This is a genomic window from Cellvibrio sp. KY-YJ-3 (genome assembly GCF_008806955.1).
Taxonomy (GTDB): domain Bacteria; phylum Pseudomonadota; class Gammaproteobacteria; order Pseudomonadales; family Cellvibrionaceae; genus Cellvibrio.
Genome location: NZ_CP031727.1, coordinates 110,263 through 129,072 on the forward strand (window position 1 = coordinate 110,263; position 18,810 = coordinate 129,072).

At 50.5% G+C, this 18,810-nt stretch carries 20 protein-coding genes and 1 tRNA gene; 8 read left to right on the top strand and 13 right to left on the bottom strand.

Annotation, left to right across the window (positions count from 1 at the left end; translation table 11 throughout):
- Window positions 1-20 precede the first annotated feature (20 nt).
- Window positions 21-524, bottom strand: a complete 504-nt coding sequence (locus D0B88_RS00485; protein WP_007644599.1) for an LEA type 2 family protein — start codon at window positions 522-524, stop codon at window positions 21-23.
- Between the two features lie 312 nt (window positions 525-836).
- Between D0B88_RS00485 and D0B88_RS00490 the strand changes: the two genes are divergently transcribed.
- Window positions 837-1,208: a hypothetical protein gene (locus D0B88_RS00490; RefSeq protein WP_151054298.1), complete on the top strand. Its 372-nt coding sequence runs from the start codon at window positions 837-839 to the stop codon at window positions 1,206-1,208.
- Between the two features lie 22 nt (window positions 1,209-1,230).
- Here the strand turns inward: D0B88_RS00490 and D0B88_RS00495 are convergent, their stop codons facing one another.
- The 3 genes from D0B88_RS00495 to D0B88_RS00505 are packed head-to-tail and all read right to left on the bottom strand — an operon-like array spanning window position 1,231 to window position 3,058.
- Window positions 1,231-1,626: a DUF2750 domain-containing protein gene (locus D0B88_RS00495; RefSeq protein WP_007644596.1), complete on the bottom strand. Its 396-nt coding sequence runs from the start codon at window positions 1,624-1,626 to the stop codon at window positions 1,231-1,233.
- Window positions 1,627-1,645: 19 nt separating this feature from the next.
- A complete protein-coding gene (locus D0B88_RS00500; RefSeq protein WP_151054300.1) occupies window positions 1,646-2,401 on the bottom strand; it encodes a M48 family metallopeptidase in 756 nt (251 codons plus the stop codon).
- A 9-nt stretch (window positions 2,402-2,410) separates the two neighbouring features.
- Complete coding sequence (locus D0B88_RS00505; protein ID WP_304487082.1) at window positions 2,411-3,058, bottom strand: MBL fold metallo-hydrolase; 648 nt, start codon at window positions 3,056-3,058, stop codon at window positions 2,411-2,413.
- 204 nt (window positions 3,059-3,262) lie between these two features.
- On the opposite strand from D0B88_RS00505, the gene asd reads away from it, so the two are divergent.
- A complete protein-coding gene (gene asd, locus D0B88_RS00510) occupies window positions 3,263-4,117 on the top strand; it encodes an archaetidylserine decarboxylase (RefSeq protein ID WP_007644593.1) in 855 nt (284 codons plus the stop codon).
- Window positions 4,118-4,133: 16 nt separating this feature from the next.
- On the opposite strand, the gene yegD is transcribed toward asd, so the two are convergent.
- Genes yegD through D0B88_RS00525 form a run of 3 tightly spaced genes read right to left on the bottom strand, consistent with a single transcriptional unit; the run spans window position 4,134 to window position 7,937 of the window.
- On the bottom strand, window positions 4,134-5,501 hold the full coding sequence (gene yegD / locus D0B88_RS00515; RefSeq protein WP_151054302.1) for a molecular chaperone: 1,368 nt from the start codon (window positions 5,499-5,501) through the stop codon (window positions 4,134-4,136).
- A complete protein-coding gene (locus D0B88_RS00520) occupies window positions 5,501-6,991 on the bottom strand; it encodes a carboxypeptidase M32 (RefSeq protein ID WP_151054304.1) in 1,491 nt (496 codons plus the stop codon). The genes yegD and D0B88_RS00520 overlap by 1 nt, the downstream gene beginning before the upstream one ends.
- Window positions 6,992-7,037: 46 nt before the next feature.
- Complete coding sequence (locus tag D0B88_RS00525) at window positions 7,038-7,937, bottom strand: LysR family transcriptional regulator (protein ID WP_191966478.1); 900 nt, start codon at window positions 7,935-7,937, stop codon at window positions 7,038-7,040.
- A gap of 114 nt (window positions 7,938-8,051) precedes the next feature.
- Here D0B88_RS00525 and D0B88_RS00530 point away from each other — a divergent pair, with 114 nt between their 5' ends.
- Together D0B88_RS00530 and D0B88_RS00535 are read left to right on the top strand one after the other, a co-directional pair.
- Window positions 8,052-8,591, top strand: a complete 540-nt coding sequence (locus D0B88_RS00530; protein ID WP_151054306.1) for a carboxymuconolactone decarboxylase family protein — start codon at window positions 8,052-8,054, stop codon at window positions 8,589-8,591.
- Window positions 8,592-8,644: 53 nt separating this feature from the next.
- The gene (locus tag D0B88_RS00535; RefSeq protein WP_151054308.1) at window positions 8,645-9,268 is read left to right on the top strand and encodes a pyridoxamine 5'-phosphate oxidase family protein; all 624 of its coding nucleotides are present in this window, start codon (window positions 8,645-8,647) and stop codon (window positions 9,266-9,268) included.
- A gap of 25 nt (window positions 9,269-9,293) precedes the next feature.
- Here D0B88_RS00535 and D0B88_RS00540 read toward each other — a convergent pair whose 3' ends face one another.
- Window positions 9,294-9,731: a thioesterase family protein gene (locus D0B88_RS00540; RefSeq protein ID WP_225318470.1), complete on the bottom strand. Its 438-nt coding sequence runs from the start codon at window positions 9,729-9,731 to the stop codon at window positions 9,294-9,296.
- A gap of 11 nt (window positions 9,732-9,742) precedes the next feature.
- A complete protein-coding gene (aroA, locus tag D0B88_RS00545; RefSeq protein ID WP_151054312.1) occupies window positions 9,743-11,029 on the bottom strand; it encodes a 3-phosphoshikimate 1-carboxyvinyltransferase in 1,287 nt (428 codons plus the stop codon).
- Between the two features lie 158 nt (window positions 11,030-11,187).
- On the opposite strand from aroA, the gene D0B88_RS00550 reads away from it, so the two are divergent.
- Window positions 11,188-11,264, top strand: a tRNA-Met gene (locus tag D0B88_RS00550).
- A gap of 101 nt (window positions 11,265-11,365) precedes the next feature.
- Here the strand turns inward: D0B88_RS00550 and D0B88_RS00555 are convergent.
- Together D0B88_RS00555 and nudK are read right to left on the bottom strand one after the other, a co-directional pair.
- A complete protein-coding gene (locus D0B88_RS00555) occupies window positions 11,366-11,710 on the bottom strand; it encodes a YajD family HNH nuclease (RefSeq protein ID WP_151054314.1) in 345 nt (114 codons plus the stop codon).
- Between the two features lie 20 nt (window positions 11,711-11,730).
- On the bottom strand, window positions 11,731-12,312 hold the full coding sequence (nudK, locus tag D0B88_RS00560) for a GDP-mannose pyrophosphatase NudK (protein WP_151054316.1): 582 nt from the start codon (window positions 12,310-12,312) through the stop codon (window positions 11,731-11,733).
- Between the two features lie 76 nt (window positions 12,313-12,388).
- Between nudK and D0B88_RS00565 the strand changes: the two genes are divergently transcribed.
- The 3 genes from D0B88_RS00565 (at window position 12,389) to D0B88_RS00575 (ending at window position 14,988) form a co-directional block, all read left to right on the top strand.
- Complete coding sequence (locus D0B88_RS00565; RefSeq protein ID WP_151054318.1) at window positions 12,389-12,967, top strand: hypothetical protein; 579 nt, start codon at window positions 12,389-12,391, stop codon at window positions 12,965-12,967.
- 261 nt (window positions 12,968-13,228) lie between these two features.
- The gene (locus D0B88_RS00570; protein WP_007644574.1) at window positions 13,229-13,735 is read left to right on the top strand and encodes a thioesterase family protein; all 507 of its coding nucleotides are present in this window, start codon (window positions 13,229-13,231) and stop codon (window positions 13,733-13,735) included.
- Window positions 13,736-14,004: 269 nt separating this feature from the next.
- Window positions 14,005-14,988 (top strand): response regulator, encoded by a 984-nt coding sequence (locus tag D0B88_RS00575; protein ID WP_007644573.1) that lies wholly within the window; start codon window positions 14,005-14,007, stop codon window positions 14,986-14,988.
- Between the two features lie 23 nt (window positions 14,989-15,011).
- On the opposite strand, the gene D0B88_RS00580 is transcribed toward D0B88_RS00575, so the two are convergent.
- Both D0B88_RS00580 and D0B88_RS00585 read right to left on the bottom strand, forming a co-directional pair.
- Window positions 15,012-16,385 carry a sensor histidine kinase gene (locus D0B88_RS00580; protein WP_151054320.1) on the bottom strand — a complete coding sequence of 458 codons (1,374 nt, stop codon included), beginning with the start codon at window positions 16,383-16,385 and terminating at the stop codon, window positions 15,012-15,014.
- A gap of 126 nt (window positions 16,386-16,511) precedes the next feature.
- A complete protein-coding gene (locus D0B88_RS00585) occupies window positions 16,512-18,749 on the bottom strand; it encodes a S8 family serine peptidase (protein ID WP_151054322.1) in 2,238 nt (745 codons plus the stop codon).
- Between the last annotated feature and the right edge of the window lie 61 nt (window positions 18,750-18,810).

Here is an 18,810-nt window from a genome sequence, read left to right on the forward strand (position 1 = left end):
GAAAATACGTTCGCTAAAAATTAGCGCTTTTTGGCCGCAAGCGGGATCGAGCCTTTTTCATTTACCCGCAGCGCGGGCAGCCAGGCGCTAAAATCCAGCTTGGCGGAAAAATTATAATCAACATTCTCTTTCATGCCATTGCGACCAAAGTGCTCAATCAAACGCACCAGCTGCAATACATTGGCTGTCACCACAACTTTTATTGGTGTTTCCTGATAGGCGGTGAGGGTTGGCAACTCGTTGCTCACACCACTCAATACGTCAAAATTTTCGATGCCCACGGTATAGGACATACCGCGCAGTGATAAGTCGCGGTCATTGGGGTTAGTCACTAACAAATTCACTTCTATCGGCTGCAACAAACCTTGCGCGGGCAGCAACTGCAAGCCGGCCACCTTGACTGTCGGCTGCTCCAATTTGGGCTTGATGGCGGCACAACTTGCCAATAACAAACATAAAGCGATAAAAAAAATATTTACTAGCGACTTGGCCCGCAGTACACCAAGGTTGGGGGATGAAATCATTGCACGCTCCGTTTAGCTACCTAAGGTTTAACTGAACTATCTTTACGTTATCTTTAACTGAATTATCTTCAACCGAATACCGCTTGAGTGGGTAAACAGAAAAACAAAAATGTGAAAGACCGCACTCGGCGATTAACAACGCTGTGGTCTAATCCACGCGCTTTTTACAGTCTATTTGTCTTTGGCTTTGTCACAGCGGATAGTTACACTAGGTGTTTTTACAACCTTGTCAGGATACTGGAGTGCTTGTTTCACTCTGCCCGACCACGATGGTCAGCCTATTCGTCAATAACGTATAACTGACTTTATCTTATGCAGCAGCCACCACACAAACGTTTGATTGATCCAGACGAGTTATTCGCCAGCCGCGAAATTCGTTTTCAGGATCGACGCGAGTCGCAGTATCCGCTGCTGATGCGACTCTGCGCGGATTTTAATTTTTCGGTACTGCAACTACAGCGCAAACTATTTAGCCACTTGAGTCGCAAAACAGTGCCGGGCGCACTGGAATTTGTTTTGGCGACCCGCGATGAGTCAACCAATTTTTGGTGTAGCCTCAGCCCCGGTGTTGCCGATTTAAAAGCGCTGAACGATTACGCTAAACACTACGAGGTAGATATTTTGCACCTGCAATTGTTTGGCGAAGAGACCGACCAGAATCAAGTAGGGGATGCTTATTATTAAGCGCACCGGTCAGCGGTAACGCTTAGTCACTCATTTCCTGTTCAAACTCTTCCAGCAAGTCCAGCGGCTCCAGTTCCTCGCCTTCCAGCTCATCGTTCCAGTTGATGCCCACCAGCAATACATCTTCATGCATACCGGGCAGCCAATCCTCCAGGAACTCTTCCAGGTCCACAGCAACCGGCTGGTAATCTTTCCAATCGTCCTGGCAGTGGGCGCGGGCAAAACTCTCCTGCGACCAGAAGGGCATCACATCTACGTCTTCATGCGCTTCCGAGCCACTGAGCGCCCAGCCTTCTGGCCCTTGCAGCCCCCAGACACAGCCCAGCTCCATGGCTTCCACGATAAAACGATCCAGGTTTTCAGCGGGATCATCACTCAGGGGTTCGATGGTGCTTTCAATAGAGGGAATGTCATTCATCACTAAATACCTTTGGAGTTTATAAACTGAGCCGTGCACCGTTCGCTTTTAACCAGGCGCGATCGGCCGCAAAAGATGGACAAACACTGGCAACCAGAGCCCAAAAATCGCGGCTGTGGTTTTGGTGGCGCAGATGACAGACTTCGTGTGCGACAAGATAATCGACTATGTGTTCGGGTGCCAGCAGTATATTCCAGTTGTATTGGATGGCGCCGCGACTGGTGCAGTGGCCCCATTTTGAGCGTGTCGCCTTCACCGTCACCGCGCTGCACACCAGCCCCATTTGCCCCGTTAATTGCGCCGTTTTTGCGGTGAGAATGTGCAGCGCTTGCTGTTGATACCAGCGCATTAACAACTGCTGGATTTGCTGGGCATCTGGCAGGCGCGAGCGGGTTGATAAAAGTACATGCAAGTGCTGATCGACACGGTGGATAGCCGCAGTGGCACCGCGCCCAAGCACCAGCGTCAAACGCTCATCCATAAACACCACTTCGGTACCTTGGGTGTAGACCGGTGCAACTGGCGGCGCAACGGACTCTAACCGCTGGGTCTGTTCAGCGATTTTTTGCTGCACCCAGCGCGCTTTCTGCTGCAAAAAATCGAGCAATAGTGCTTCAGGCACAGCTACCGGTGCGCGAATCACCACCTCCGCGCGGCGGATTTCAATGCTGATACTGCGCCGCTTCGCCGAGCGCGCAATACTAAAGTCAAAGCCCGGGTTCCAGTTGGAATCAACGCCCGGCTTGGATTTTTTGAGATCGGCAAACAGCGACATAAGGTTACATCAACCGTAGTTTTTATCGGCGACAAAGGGATTGCTCAGTCGCTCATGACCAAAAGTGGACATAGGGCCGTGGCCCGGAATAAAACGCACCGCGTCACCCAAGGGCAATACGCGGGTGCGAATGGCATTGATCAAATCGGCGTGATTACCGCGCGGGAAATCGGTGCGACCGATGGAGCCTTTAAATAACACATCACCCACCAGCGCCAATTGGGCCGCGCGATTATAAAAAATCACGTGGCCGGGAGTGTGGCCGGGGCAGTGCAATACCTCCAGCTCGGCATTGCCGACCCTTACTTTATCGCCGTGATTCAGCAGTTGATTCGGGGTAAAGCCCGCCACCGGTTTGAAACCCATCATTTGCGCCTGCTGGGGCAATAGATCAATCCAAAACAGGTCATCCGCGTGCGGGCCAATAACGGGCAGTTGCAATTCTGCGATCAACGCGGCGGTGCCACCAATATGATCCATATGACCGTGGGTGAGTAGAATCTGGCGCAGGTTTACGCCCTTTTCGGCTACGACAGCGAGGATGCGCTCAATATCGCCGCCAGGATCGACCACGGCGGCATCGAGCGTTTCATCACACCACAGCAGGGTGCAATTTTGTTGATAGTGAGTGACGGGAATAATCTGGAATTGCAGCACGGAACACCTCGTAAACACAGAGGCCGCCACCATACCACAGCGGCGCATGCGAGATATCTTCTCTACCCTCGCAATAGTCGCCGCCTCCAGTTGAGTTTGTTAAACTGCGCCGGCACTGATTACCACCCCAAGTGAATTACACTAGCCCCAGCCCTTTACCCTCTGAAACGGTCGACAAGACCTGCGCAGGAACAATAACAACACATGAATCCAAAACTGTTTATCGGCCTTCAATATCTGGTTCCCCAACACGCCCTGTCGCGCGCGGCCGGTTGGCTGGCCAATAATGAAACACCCTTTATTAAAAACACCTTTATCAAATGGTTTGTAAAACGCTACAACGTGGATATGAGCCTCGCGGCGCAAGAAAACCCCCTGGAGTACAAACACTTCAATGATTTTTTCACCCGTGCCCTAAAACCTGATGCGCGCCCCATCGATGCCAGCAGCAATGGCATTGTCTGCCCCGCCGATGGCGCCATTAGTCAATTGGGTAAAATCGTGAATGGCCGTATTTTCCAAGCCAAAGGCCAGGACTACAGCACCGTGGAATTACTCGGCGGCGACGAACAACTCGCCGCCGAATTTAACGAGGGTGAGTTTGCCACTGTGTATTTATCGCCACGGGATTACCACCGCGTACACATGCCCTACGGCGGCAAACTGCGCAGCATGATCAGTGTTCCGGGCGAATTATTTTCGGTGAATACCGTCACCGCCGAAAACGTGCCGCGCCTGTTCTCGCGCAATGAACGGACAGTGGCAATTTTTGATACCGATATAGGCCCCATGGCCGTCGTGCTAGTCGGCGCCATGATTGTGGCTGGCATAGAAACCGTATGGGACGGCGCTGTCGCCCCCTTCGCCAGCCGCGAAATCGCCACCTCCCTCTACCCCTACCAAAATATCCAGCTGGAAAAAGGCGCCGAAATGGGCCGTTTTAAACTAGGTTCCACCGCCGTCATTCTCTTCGCCAAAGACAAAATGCAGTGGGATGCAAAGTACCAAGCGGGCACACCGACCAAAATGGGTGAGTTGATGGGGGTTAAAAACACCTGATTAATCACCCCGGCACCTAGGTGAATATGCGCTCCGCCCATACCCCCAAACCCGCCGCCACACTGCCAAAGTGATCACCATCGACAATCGCTATATCGTCGCCAAATAATTCGCGCACCACTTGGCGAATGAGCGGCGATTTAGCGCTGCCGCCAGTGATATAAACGATGTGCGGTTGCACACCCGCCTGCCGCGTTGCTTCGCTGATCAGCGCGGCGATTTTTTGCAACAGCTGTTCGCTGACGTGAGCGTAATCCTGCGCGCTGCACTGCGGCGCCAAACCTTCCTCGATAAAACCCAATGGAAAACTGTGATGCGCTTGTGCCGAAAGCGCAATTTTACCCAGCTCCGCCTGGTGCACCACGGCAAAATTATGTTTGCCTTCGCGCATTTTTATTAAGCGCGCAAGCAATTCCGGCTCATGGGTTTCGCGGGTTAATCGCTCCAATAAAAAACCGGTTTTGGCATCGTAAAAATCAGTTTGTGCGCCTATATCGTTAATAGCCATCGCATTCACAAACGGCATGAGCGGCATGGGTAAGCCGGTTTTTAATGGCGACAACATACCAAAATGGGGCATCAATATTTTTTGCGCGAGCTGGATATCAAAATCGTTACCGCCGATACGCTCACCGGTGTGACCGAGAAAATCCTGCGCCCGATCCAGTTGCCGAATATGCTGCGGGCCCATCAGCACCATGGAGCAGTCGGAAGTACCACCGCCCACATCGACTACCAATACCGTTTTGTTTTCGGTTAAGCGTGTTTCAAAATCAAAACCGGCGGCGAGCGGTTCAAACAAAAATTCTATATCGCGAAAGCCAATACGTTTTGCTGCCGCCGCCAAAATCGTTTGCGCTTGAGCATTACTTTCCTGCGCATTAATACCTTGAAAGTTAACCGGACGACCAATCACCACTTGGGTGATATTGTTTTGCAGCTGCTGCTCAGCGCGGTTTTTAACGTTGAGCATCATGGCGGCAACCACGTCCTCAAAAAAATCCACCGACTGTTGACGCAAACCACTCGCACCTAAAAACGATTTAGGCGATTTAATAAAATAACCTTCACCCGGTGCAGAAATATAATGGTCGATCGCCTCCGCGCCAAAAAAGATTCCCTCGTGCGCATGATCAAGATCATGTTCCATTTTTCCTGCGCGCGCCTGACTTAACAGCGCCGCCCGACCCTGGGCATAAACACGTTTATCCGCATCATCGGTTAATTGCGTTGCCACCAACTCGGCGATGAACGAGCGCTCCAATGCGTAGAGGGTGGAGGGTACAAACGCGTCATTGCCGTAGAGTGGGATTAACTGCGCTTGTCCTTCATTGATAAATGACATAGCGCAATTGGACGTACCGTAATCAAAACCAACAAACATTATTCACCCGTTAAATAGCGACGCTCGAGGTGCGCCTTAAAGTGGCTGGCATTGAGCGGCTCGCCAGTTGCAGCAATCATTAATTCATCGGTCGAGCGCAAACTCGCTTGCGACCAAATATTCACGCTCAACCAAGCGAACAGTTCGCCTAAATCGCCGGCGGCAATCTTACTACGCAATTGTGGAATCATACGCTCTGCCGCAGCGAATTCCTGCGCCGCATACATAGCCCCTAAGGTATAGGAGGGGAAATAACCAAAAGCGCCGCCCGCCCAATGAATATCCTGCATACAACCGTGGCGATAATTTCCTGCAGTGCTCAGCCCCAAATATGCCTGCATTTTTTCGTCCCACAAGGCAGGAATATCATCCACTTCGATATGCCCTTCAATCAGCGCACGCTCCAATTCGTAACGCAAAATTACATGGGCGGGATAGGTCAGCTCATCGGCATCCACGCGAATAAAATCGCGCTTAACCCGAGTATTGAGTGCGTAAATATTGTGTGCACTCAATGCCACATCTTGCGTGCGCGCCAAAAATTCTGCCGCCATAGGTGCGAGCAATTGTGCAAATTCCGCTGAGCGCGCCAATTGCATTTCAAAAAATAAACTCTGCGACTCGTGCACGCCCATCGAGCGCGCCTCACCTACCGGCAAGCCCGCCCACGCTGCGGGCAAGTTTTGTTCATAGCGCGCGTGACCGGTTTCGTGGATTACGCCAAACAGTGCTTTCATAAAATCGCTTTCGTCGTAGCGGGTAGTAATGCGTACATCCGTCGGCACGCCGCCACAAAATGGATGAGCACTTACATCCAGGCGGCCGTGATTAAAATCAAAGCCAAGCAGCCTCATTGCCGCCAGCCCCAATTCTTTTTGTTGCGCGATGGGAAACGGCCCTTGCGGGACGATAACTTTTTGTGTTGCCTGCAGCGCTTCCGCGCGCACAATAAAATCCGGCAGCCAGGTTTTTACCTCGCCAAACAACACATCAAGCGTTGCACTGCTCATGCCTGGCTCGTAGATATCCAACATGGCGTCATAGCTGCTCAACCCCGCTGCCGCCGCGCGAATAGCAGCCTCCTCCCGCGCCAATTCCACCACCTTGGCGAGATTGGTTTTAAACCCCGTCCAATCGTTATTGATGCGCTGTTCGCGCCAGGCGTGCTCACATTCGGAATTGGCCAGCGATTGCGCCATCACCAATTTTTCCGGCAACAACGTCGCTTGTTGCCAGCGGCGCTTAATAGCAGCGAGACTTGTTTTTTCGGCGGGCGATAAACTTTCATTTTCCGCCGTCGCAATCCAGTCGCCTAATTGCGGCGCCGTTGTCAGTTGATGAATTAACACCGACAGCTCAGCCATGGCTGCACCGCGGGCATCGTTACCGCCGGCAGGCATCATCGCCGCCTGATCCCAGTGGCTGATAGAAGCGAGGTGTTCAAAGTGAGAAATTTTGACAAAGTGTTGCTGCAGTTGTTGATACGACATAGAAACTCTCATTCACATTGACTGGCGCGAAGAAGCGCCATGTTGATCAATTCAAGGATTTATTCGCACGCAATTGCTCAGCCATCAAATCAATAAAGCTGCGAATTTTGGTGGAAGTATAACGCCCCTCACGATGCACAATATGAATTGGCACAGGAGCGGTTTCGTATTCACTCAATAAAATTTTCAATTTGCCGGAATCAATTTCGGGGGCAACCTGATAGGACATCAAGCGGGCAATTCCCAAACCACGAACCGCCGCTTCAATCGCTGAATCATTACTGGAGACGCTCAAGCGCGGTTTGATGCGCACAACCCAAGGCGTTTTATCCTGCATAAAACGCCACTCAACATTGGCACCGAGACTGGTAGCTACGATAATCGAGTGCCCCGTCAGCGCATCCGGATTTTCAGGTACCCCCTGACGGGCAAGGTAATCTGGCGACGCACAAAGCACACGGCGCACACGGCCCACGCGCAGCGCATTAAAACTGGAATCGCCCAGTTCGCCAATGCGCAGTGCAACATCCACGCCCTCTTCCAATAGATTCACTACGCGATCAACAAACAGTGCCGATACTTCAGCCGCTGGGTAGCGCTGCAAATAATCGACTATCGCCGGCATAACATAGATCCGCCCGAACAATACCGGCGCGGTCACGGTTAAATGTCCACGCGGCTCGCTATTAACACCGATGGCCGCCTCGTCCGCTTCATCGGCTGCCGCAATTACGCGCCGGGCATCATCCAGGTAACGCTGCCCAGCATCGGTTGCACGCACATAACGTGTGATGCGATTCAGTAGCCTGACCCCAAGGCGAGCCTCCAAATCAGCTACCGCCCGCGTGACAACCGGAGGTGATATTCCCAACCGCCGCGCCGCTGCCGCAAAGCCCTCACATTCGGCAACCGCCACATAGATTTGCATTTCAGTAAGTCTATCCACGGATTATTCCTTTTTTGGAAACAATCAATTAATAAGCGTGAGTATTCTTTACATTGCTAGTGGTTGGCAATATGAACTTCCACCCATTGCTATTTATCTCAACAGGAACACACCATGAGCCGCATCAACACAGTAACCGACCTCACCGCATCCGACGAACAGACCGCGCTGTTTAAAGCGATTCAGCAAAAAATTGGCATGGTGCCGAATTTTCTGCGCGTACTTGCCAATTCCCCCGCTGCGCTGCGCGCCTTCCTTGGCTTACATGGAATTGCCAGTGAAGGCAGCCTGGATTTACCAACCCGCGAGCGCATTGCACTGGCGATCGCACAACAAAATGCTTGCGACTATTGTTTATCTGCGCATTCAGCGATTGGAAACCACGCTGGGTTAAATCCAGCGGAAATAGATGCAAATCGCAAGGGCACCAGTCAGGACACCAAAGCCGTCGTGGCAGTAAAACTGGCGCGCTCGCTGCTTGAGCACAAGGGCGAGATTACGACTGCAGAACTGCTCGAAGCGCGCAATGCAGGTTATTCAGACGCAGACATAGTAGAAATTATTACCCATGTGGGAATGAATTTATTGACGAACATTTTAGGCAAAGCCAGCCGCGTGGAAATTGATTTCCCGAAAGTGACAGCTAACAGCTAAACCGGCGCCTATGCAAATGATGCTGGCAGGAAATTTTTAACGAGGTAGTTATTATGTCGCGTGCATTTTCTGATATCACTTTCACACCCAGCGTCAAAGCCGCACAAGAGTTTTATGGCAGCCGGGAGGGAAATCGCAATTTCGAATTGGCGAACGAGCCGCGCAACAGATTAACGGAAGCCGAAATTCAATTTATTCGGGCACGCGACAGTTTGTATCAGGCAACCGTGGGCGAAAATGGCTGGCCTTATGTGCAGCATCGCGGCGGCCCTGTTGGCTTTTTAAAAGTGTTGGATACAAGCACAATTGGTTTTGCTGATTTTCGTGGCAACCGGCAGTATCTCAGCGTGGGCAATATTACCGCCGATGAGCGAATCAGCCTGATACTGATGGACTACCCACGACAGCGCCGGTTAAAACTCTGGGGGCGTGCACGTATTGTGCATGAGGCTGAGCAACCAGAGATTCTTGCTGCCGTAGAAGATCCCGCTTATCGCGCCCGCATTGAACGCGCGATTGTAATCAGCATCGAGGCGTTTGATTGGAATTGCCCGCAGCATATTACGCCGCGTTTTTCTGCAGATGAAATACGGGCCTATATCGACCCAATCATCGCCGAGAACGAAAATTTAAAACTCCAATTACAAATGCTGCTAAAAGACCAAGCCCCCCGTTAGCCTGCAATTGAAAAAGGAAATATAGCTATGACTGAATCTCGCCCACCCGAGCCTCCGCTTCCACCGCAGAGAATAACCCTGTGATCACCTCGGGTACAAATGGGCGACCGCGCTCATTGAGTGAGGTGCCAGTAATTTTGGCGGAGAGCATTAATTTATTGTCGCGCTTACGATAGATATTTTGCAAAAAATCAAACCGCACCCGCGATGACAGTTCAACATTTACCGTGACATAAAATTCATCGCCACTCACCAGCGGCAATTTGTAATCCAACTCGGCGCGCACTACTACCAAGTGAATTTTCTGGCGCGTCAGCTCGGCAAAATCCACACCTTTGGCAAGCAAGTATTCGTGGCGGGCATGCTCCAAATAATTTTGGTACACGCTGTTGTTCACTATGCCCTGCATATCGCATTCGTAGTCGCGCACTTTGAAATCGAGCGTAAATAATTCCTTATCCATCACCATTGCCCTTATTTAACGACCGATGCAAATACATCGAAATAAGTCGGGAAAGTTTTGGCGGTACATTTGGGGTCGTTAATGCGCACTGGCACGCCGCCAAAGGTCGCGAGCGAAAAGCACATCGCCATACGGTGATCGTCATAAGTATCAATCGCCGCATTCGGGATTAAATTTTTCACCGGCGTAATACGCAGCCAATCGTCGCCCTCTTCCACAATCGCCCCCAACTTGCGCAATTCAGTCGCCATCGCCGAAATACGATCGGTTTCTTTCACGCGCCAGCTGGCGATATTGGTCAAACGCGAGGGGCCATCGCAAAACAACGCAACTACTGCAAGGGTCATGGCTGCATCGGGAATATGATTGAAATCGCGATCAAAAGCTTTAAGCGGCAGCGAGGGTGCCGAAGCCTCAATCCAGTTCTCGCCTTTGGTGATGGTCACACCGATTGCTTCCAGTGCATCGGCAAACGCCACATCACCTTGAATGCTGTTAGCGCCGACGCCTTGCACCCGCAACGGGCCACCACCCAACGCACCAGCGGCAAGGAAGTAAGACGCCGAAGAAGCATCACCCTCAACAAACACTGTGCCGGGGCTGGTATAACCGGTCGCCGCTGGAACCGTAAAACGCTCCCAACCATCGCGCACCACGTTTACGCCGAATTGCGCCATCAGTTTGAGGGTGATTTCAATGTAAGGCTTGGAAATCAGCTCACTCACCAACTCGATGTGGGTTTCCTTGCCAGTCATGGGCAGCGCCATCAGCAGCGCGGTAAGAAATTGACTGGAGACATCGCCGCGAATTTTGATACTGCCGCTGGCAGCGATTTGCGCCGGCTTGATCAACAGTGGAGGAAAACCTTCCTGCCCCAGATAAGTAATGTCCGCCCCGATTTGACGCAGCGCATCCACCAAATCGCCAATCGGGCGCTCGTGCATACGCGCCACACCGTGCAACTTATAGGTGCCGCCACTCAGCGCCAGCGCCGCAGTCAGCGGGCGAAACGCCGTACCGGCGTTGCCGAGGAATAAATCCGCCTCTTTATTAGGAAAAATGCCGCCGGTACCTACCACACGGTAATCCATCTCGCCGGTTTTGGTCACACTCACACCCAGCGCCGCCAAGGCTTCCAACATCCGGTCGGTATCGTCAGACTTCAGCAGATCACGAATATCCGTCTCGCCCTGCGCCAATGCCGCCAGCAGCAGCGTGCGATTGGAGATACTCTTGGAGCCGGGCAAATGCACAACGCCCTGGGCGCGGGTAACGGGAGCGAGATCGAGAAATTCCATCGTGAACCTATTTATCGGTGGGTTTGCGGGATGAGTTAGGCAAGCAATAAAACAAAGCGCGCATGATACCCCCATCCGCCGCCGCTGGCATTATCACAAAGGTGATTTTTGGGGTTGACAGCACGCCCTTCAGTCGCCAAAATGCGCGCCTCATTTATGGCTAGATAGCTCAGCCGGTTAGAGCACAGCACTCATAATGCTGGGGTCGGCGGTTCAAGTCCGCCTCTAGCTACCATATTTGATAAAGCCAGCTTGGTGAAAACCTCGCTGGCTTTTTTATTGGATTGAATTTGGTCAAGTGTTAATACGGCGCGCACTTACAGAAGGAGAGTTTCGCTAATCCTCCCTCTTTCCCATCAAATCCTTCAAATTCGCAAAAGGGTTGTGCGTGGCGGGTTGGATTTTCTTTTCGGTGGTTGCGCCATAGAGTACGTATTCGTGGAACTTGGTGTGTTCGTGGTCGTGGCAGTAGATGCAGAGCAACTCCCAGTTGCTGCCGTCGGCGGGGTTGTTGTCGTGGTTGTGATCGCGGTGATGGACGGTGAGTTCGCGCAGGTTGGAATAAGTGAACTCACGTGCGCAGCGGCCGCAGACCCAAGGGTACATTTTTAAGGCGCGATCCCGATAACCTTGCTCTTGTTTTAAATAGGTCGTGGTGCGGCCAAGTTTGTCGGTGGTCATGTGTGCGCCTGTTGATTGGATTATTGGCAAAGGTTATGTAATTTGGCGTATTGCAGGAGCATGATAGTTTTTCCGTCCATGATCTCGCCCGATTTAATCATCGCGTAAGCAGCATCAAACTTGAGCTCAAGTACTTCAATATTTTCTTGCTCATGCTCCAAGCCACCACCTTCGGACACTTTCATATTTTCGCTATATTCCGCGATAAAAAAATGTACGATTTCTGTAACTGACCCAGGCGACATATAGGCTTGAAATATTTTTGTTACCTTTTCGATTTTATAGCCGGTCTCTTCTGCTGCTTCCTTTTTAATACAATCTTCAGCATTGTGTTGATCGAGTAAACCGGCGCAGGTTTCAATCAGCATGCCGTCGCTATTGCCATTCACGTAAGTCGGCAGACGAAACTGGCGCGTCAGAATTACTGTGCCTTTGTCGGTATTGTATAAAAGAATGGTTGAACCATTACCTCTGTCGTAAGCCTCACGCTCTTGTTTACTCCACTCACCATTGGGTTTTTGATATTCAAACGAATATTTATTCAAGGTGTACCAATTATCGGAAAGCAGGGTTTTAGTGAGGTTTTTGATCTTTGCGGACATGCTTTTCTCTCATTCATGGAATAGAATCGGCCAACGGATTTTGGCAACACTATAATCGAAAGCTCAAGGAGGAACTATGCAGAAGTTGTTAATCATTTCTACCGCACTCGCGGCATTAAGCCTGCCCACACTAGCCCTCGCCAATGACTGCGGTCAGTGGCAATCCAAATTAAAATCCACCCAGCGCAAACTTAATAATGGCGGCAATCAAAGTCAGGTCAGGCAATGGGCCAAGGAGCGGGATTATTATGCGGACACGCTGGATAGATGTAATAAAAAAGCGGGGACACATCGCTGGATTGAAACGGCGAACAATCCCTCAACCTCCCGCCACACACCTACGCGCGGTAAACGCGAGAAGCCGCGTGCGCTAAACACTGAAAACCCACAGCTGCAACAACTTATTGCGACCTGCAATTATTGGATCGACCAGTACAACACCAATGCCAGCGACACCAATTACACCTACCAAACCACGGCCTGCCGCCACGCAGACCAGATGATGGCAGAGGCTGACTCGCCGCCCACAAAACACAATACCTTCGCGCCGACACGTTCACTCAAGGAATGCGTAAAACCTGACAATCGCATTGATGAAGATGTGAAACGCTGTATGCAGGGGCAAATGGAGCCGCAGTGGCGAGTGAACCGATGAGAGCAAACGTATATCAGACTCGCTGGCGCTCTGATTTTCACAAATTAAAAATGATTTAAACGCCAAACAAATACTGTGAACATAAAAATTTATGCTGCTGCGTAAAAATATCGCACAGAAGATGATTTAGGCGACATAAATTTTATTTAGCTTTTTGCTGGGACACAAACGGTGGTGTCTTGTTTGGCGCTTCATTACTCTAGGTCAGCAAATGAACAATTCATTTGCATAACCGACCTTTAAACGAATGAGGATTCAATCATGCAAACTACTAATTCTTCTGTTGCTTTCCGTGCTGACGACGTTCTTAACAGCTTTCCAACTGCCAAAGCCTGGCCAATTGCGCCGCAAACTTACTATCAAAAATTTGAAACGTCGCTCAAGCATTCCAATGCAACACAGAACGTGTATTTCTCCAACTTTTTTGAATGGCAAGGTGCAGTGAGAGAGCGCTGGTTCTTTGAGTGCATCTCTAACGATATGCTGCAAGATCAAGGCGTATTTATTACCAAACGCGCGCACAATGAGTACCTGAAAGAGGCCTTCCCCTTCCAGACAGTCACCTGCTCACTCAATGCGTTTAACATTCAAAAATGTTCGTTCTACTTGCTGTTCAGCTTTTATATTAACGATGAACTGGCATCGCGCGGCTATCAGCAAATCGTATTTGCCGACAAGGAAAAACGCATTGCACGCCTGCCCGACCAGATCATCCGCAAGATCAAAAAGTTTGAGCGCACGGATATCGATTTGGACGATTTGAAGTAAACCGCACAACGCTTTAACCAGCGACAACCCGGCATAACAAAATGAAAAGGGTGCACTTATAACTACGCTGATAGACCACATCCAACGTCTTGGCTGCTATAACTGTAGCCAGGACGTTGCTTTTATCGCGGATTAGCCACAGCAGATCGCGGGATTAATCCCACGAGCGGCTGTATAAAAGCAGATCTTTTGTATATATTTAAGTCAGGCGCCCAACAATAACCCTCAACCGCCACCATCAACGCATTCGCCGATAACAGGACACCACCTTGAAATCCAAGATACCGCTGTTTTTTTATCCTGCACAAATCGTGTTTATTGACGACAATCCGGATTTTCTTGCCTCGCTGGATATGGTTTTTTCCAACGAGTACAACCTGAAGCTGTTTGATAATGCTCTGTCCGCCCTCGAGTACATTAATGCACCCAAGCCGGCAACCCGCTCAAGCCACAACAAAAACGCCCCTGAGCTTGCAGGCGACTCCGACAAGTGGGTCAAAAAGGTACTCAATCATTCCCACTTAAAACAGCGCAACAATGAGCGCGACATGGAAATCTCCGTGGTGGTTGCCGACTTCTCCATGCCGTCACTGAATGGCATTGAGTTTTGCAAAAAAATAAATAATCCGGCCATCAAAAAAATACTTTTAACCGGCCATGCCACACCCAGCGACGCAGTCACCGCATTTAACGAAAATATTATTCATTACTACATTAAAAAAAGTGATGAAAACATGCTGGAACAGCTGACCAACGCCATCAACAAATTACAAAATGCCTACTTTCAGGATTTAACCAGCCACATTAAAAATGAAGCGGTAGATGTAAACACGCCATTTTTTGCCGACGCAGAATTGGCCGATTATTTTCAAAAGGTATGCAGCGAATTGGATGTCAAAGAATATTTTTACCTGTCCAATCCCTCGCGCTTTACCTTGCAAACACGCGATGGCAGTGAATCACTCTGTTTGATTTACACCGAAGAGGATATTGCCGAGCACTTGAAAATTCTGGAAGAAGAGGATGCACCCAGCGATTTGATCCAGCGCATTGCCTCTCGTGACTTCATTCCCCTGTTCAACTCAGAGGATGGCTTTTACGAACCGGAAAGTTTTAATCACAGCGTGAATATTTATCCCGCACAGAAAGTAACAGGCAAAACCAATTATTACTGCGCCGTTATTCCGCAACATGAAATATGCACCGCACAACCGCACATCAGCCCTGTCGCCAACCGGGGCAAGTTGCACTAACACTTGCCCTGGCGCTACGGCGCTTACTTTTTAAATGACAAGGTAAAGCGGGTGTATTCGCCCAGTTTGGATTCGCAGGTAATATTGCCGCCAAAAGATTCCATCACCTTGCGGCAAAATGTCAGCCCTACACCCGAGTTGTTGCTGCGGTCTTTGGTAGTAAAAAAGCGATCAAAAATGTGCGGCAGAATTTTTTCATCTATGCCAACACCATTATCCAAAAACTCGAGCCGATTACCTGCCTGATCCGCAATAATAGTGATATTAATGCTGCCGCGCTCTTTGCCGCGCAATGCATCCAGCGAATTTTTAATCAGGTTGATCAATACAAAGGTGAGAAATTCGTTAGAGGCCAACACCACAAAATCGGCTTTAACATCGACATTAACGATCTTTTCTGCATCGTTTTTATAAGGCACCCGGCTCACCGCCAACTCAACGCATTCCTTCATGGAAAAATGTTTAAAATCCTTTTCATTTAAATAATGGGCGGTGGTTAACGCCATGAGCATGTCGATGGCGTGATTAGCCTGCACCACCTCGCGCTCGAGAATTTTGGCAGTGCGTCCCAAATGTGCCAGCGTTTGTTCGCTGATTGACTGCTTCAACAACCCCTCTTCGCGCGCGAGGTTGTATCCGGCAATCAGTTCCGGTAGATACTCGGTTAATACCCGCGCCTGTAATTTTAACGACGCCAGCGGCGTGCGCATTTCATGGGCGATACTCGCCACCAGCATGCGCGAATCATCCATCGCGTGGTAGCGCACAGTGGCTAGCGCAATCAAGCCCAGACCTACCGCGATAAACACCACACCGGGTGGGTAAAATTCAAAACCGTAGTTGCATAAATAATCCACCGCCGAGAGCGAGAAAATCAGCAGCGCTACACTGCAATATTGCAGCTTGGTTTTCTCACCGGCTTGCACCAGTTTTTGTTTTTGATAGGCGAGATACAGCCCGTAAACCACCACCGTACTGGTCTGCAACACATGCAGTATGTGCAAAATGCCAGCCTTAGGATAAAAGCCCCAAAAATAATGGTAGTTGCCATTAATGACCAGATCCGTGGTGACATGAGTTGCAGCGAGAAAAATAGAAAAGATATAAGAGGCATAGACTTTGCGTTTATGGTTTTGCTGCCCCGTCAACTCCACCAGAAAATGAAACAAACTGGTCGGCAAAAATAAAATCAGCAACCAACCCAAATCAATCAGGTTTTGCGCCAGTTTTTCGTTTTCTACCTGAAACAAAATCGCCCACACAAACTGCCAGAAAAACGTGGTGATACACAGAATCAAAAACGCAGCCGTCACTCGGTTCAAACCTTTGGAGTGCGCCACATAAAGGCCGAAGAATAAAAATAGAAACGCCACTATGGCGGGTAATATCGAATACATGGGTTGTCAGCTGCATGAAGATTGAAGCTGAATTCTGCGTGCTTGGCACCGCTTTGTCATCTGTTAATAAGCAAAAAAACCTGATGCCAGTATGGCATCAGGTTTTAATCGCGTCGGAGCTTGTACTTAAGGCAGAGTAAGCACCAAGCGCTTCACGCTAATCGCCTTGCTCGCTGAGCCGGTAAAGCTTTCACCGTAGGAGAGGCTGGTAGTGCTAACGCTTATGCTGGTGGAAGTAATGGCATAGCCAGGTGCTTTTACCGTCCAGCTCAGGTTTTTGGTGGCACCGTCAGCAATGCTGCCCGCACTTTGGGTTTGCGCGCCAGCTACCAGCGAGAATCCCGCCGGTAAATTGATTTTGACGTTTACATTGTGCGCGTCCAAATCACCGGTATTTTTCACCGCCACTGTGTAGGTGAAGTTGGTGCCTGTAAGTACACTCGCCGGTGCAGTGATGCTGTTGGAAAATACCGGGCCGGTAGCAGCGACAAAATTTTCTTCGGTCGCCAGCGAGAAGGGCTCGCTGCTCGCACCATCAAAAGCACTGCTGTAAGCATATACTTTGACGACAGCCGATTGAGTCGCGGTGGCTGCTACCTGATGCACGTTGTCGCGCACGCTGGTGTCTGAATCCAACTGACTATTGCTTGGTTCTGAATAAAGTTTCAAATCCAAATCCGACAGCGCGCGGAAACTGGTTGGCGTGGCGGCGTTGTTGTAATCCACATCTCGTTCCCACACCAGCGTTGCCTTATCGCCGTTATACATTGTGCCCTTGTAGAGCTTGAAGCTACCGGATTGCCCTTTGGGTTTGACCGAGTTAGCAAAAAAGTCGTTGCGATGGAAGTGAGCGTGCGCCAAATCCAGATAGCCCCAACCGTAGGTTTTATTCCACTCTTTACCGGTTTTTGGACCGTCATCGGCAGTGGATTGGGTGTCGCTATCCTCCCAGGAATCGGCGGTATTGATCAGCACCGCTTTGATGGAGCGCGGATCCCAGTTACCGGCATCAGTCAATAAGAGTGTCGCTGCGCCGACTTTGGGCGCCGCTGAACTGGTGCCGCCCATGTCCGAATAACCACCGGATGCATTACAACTGCGGGTTTGATTGCCCGGCGCAGACAGGTCAGGTTTTTTGCGGTTATCCACGGTTGGCCCACGGCTGCTCGAGGCGGTAATCACATCATCAGCGCGCGACACTGTATTGTTGTCCGCCATGTTTGCCACGGTGAGGCCGTTGTAGTTGGTGGCCGGCACGGTCATGGTGTTGGTGCCAAAACCTTGATTGCCCGCTGACTTGGCCCAGTTGGTGGCGTAATCAAACACCACACCATCCACAAAACGCGAGAGCGGATGCCAATCACTGCCGGTCGCATCGCCATTACCCCAGGAGTAGTTAATCACTTCTGGATCATCGCCCGCCGAGCGCAGCATCCAATCCGCACCGGCCATAGTGGTCGCTTCATCGCCGGCATTCTCCACCAGGATAGAATCCAACCCAAAGGCCAAGCCGCGACGGGTGGCATCGGTGCCTGCATACATACAGGCCACGCCGGTACCGTGATTGCCATTGCCCGCAAAATTTTCATAGAAGGTGTGGGTGTTCAGGCCGGTATGGGTTTCCAGCACACCATCATCGATCACGCCTACATCCCAGATACCACCATCGAAACCGGTATTCCACCAGGTATCTGCACCGAGCGATGCCGCCTGATTATCCAATTCGGCTTTGCCGGGTGTGTTGTAGATAACCTCGGCTACACCTTGCAGTGCGCCAAGTTCCTTTAAAGCTGAAGCCGGGATAACAGCGCTGATGGCATTAGTTGTCACCAGTTTTTCCTGCACCTTGGCACCCAAGCGGGTGATGGCATCCAACTGCGATTCCTGCACACGGGTTACCGCCAGCTCCGATTCGCGTGCAATTTCCTGACGAACTTTTCGCATCAGGCTTTCACGCTGTTCATTGAGCGCGCGGATTTCTTTTTTATCGGCATCGGTAATGTACTGGGCCAACAACTTGCTGTGTTCGACTTCCTTGTCTTTGCTGGCCAGTGTTTCCTTGGTGAGATAGCGATCGTAAATAGCCCGTACTCGCGCCGCCAAACCATCGATATCGCGCTCGTATTGCGCATTTAATTTACGGGCGATAGCGCGCTGGGGTTGCTCGCCAAAAATGATGATCACCGGCAGCGACGCCTGTTCTGCAGCCATACGCTCCAAAACAGGGTCGATACGCACCACGGTGTCAATACGGGGAACTTCGGTTTTTTTATCCGTATCTGCCAGAACTCCGCCAGCAGAACAGGAGATTGCAATCAAGATTGCATGAGTGAGTGGTTTAACAATAGCGTGAGACTTTTTCATGATGAGATCCTTCCAGATTAATAACCAACATTTGGCACTAGGTGCCGCTCCTTTTATGCCC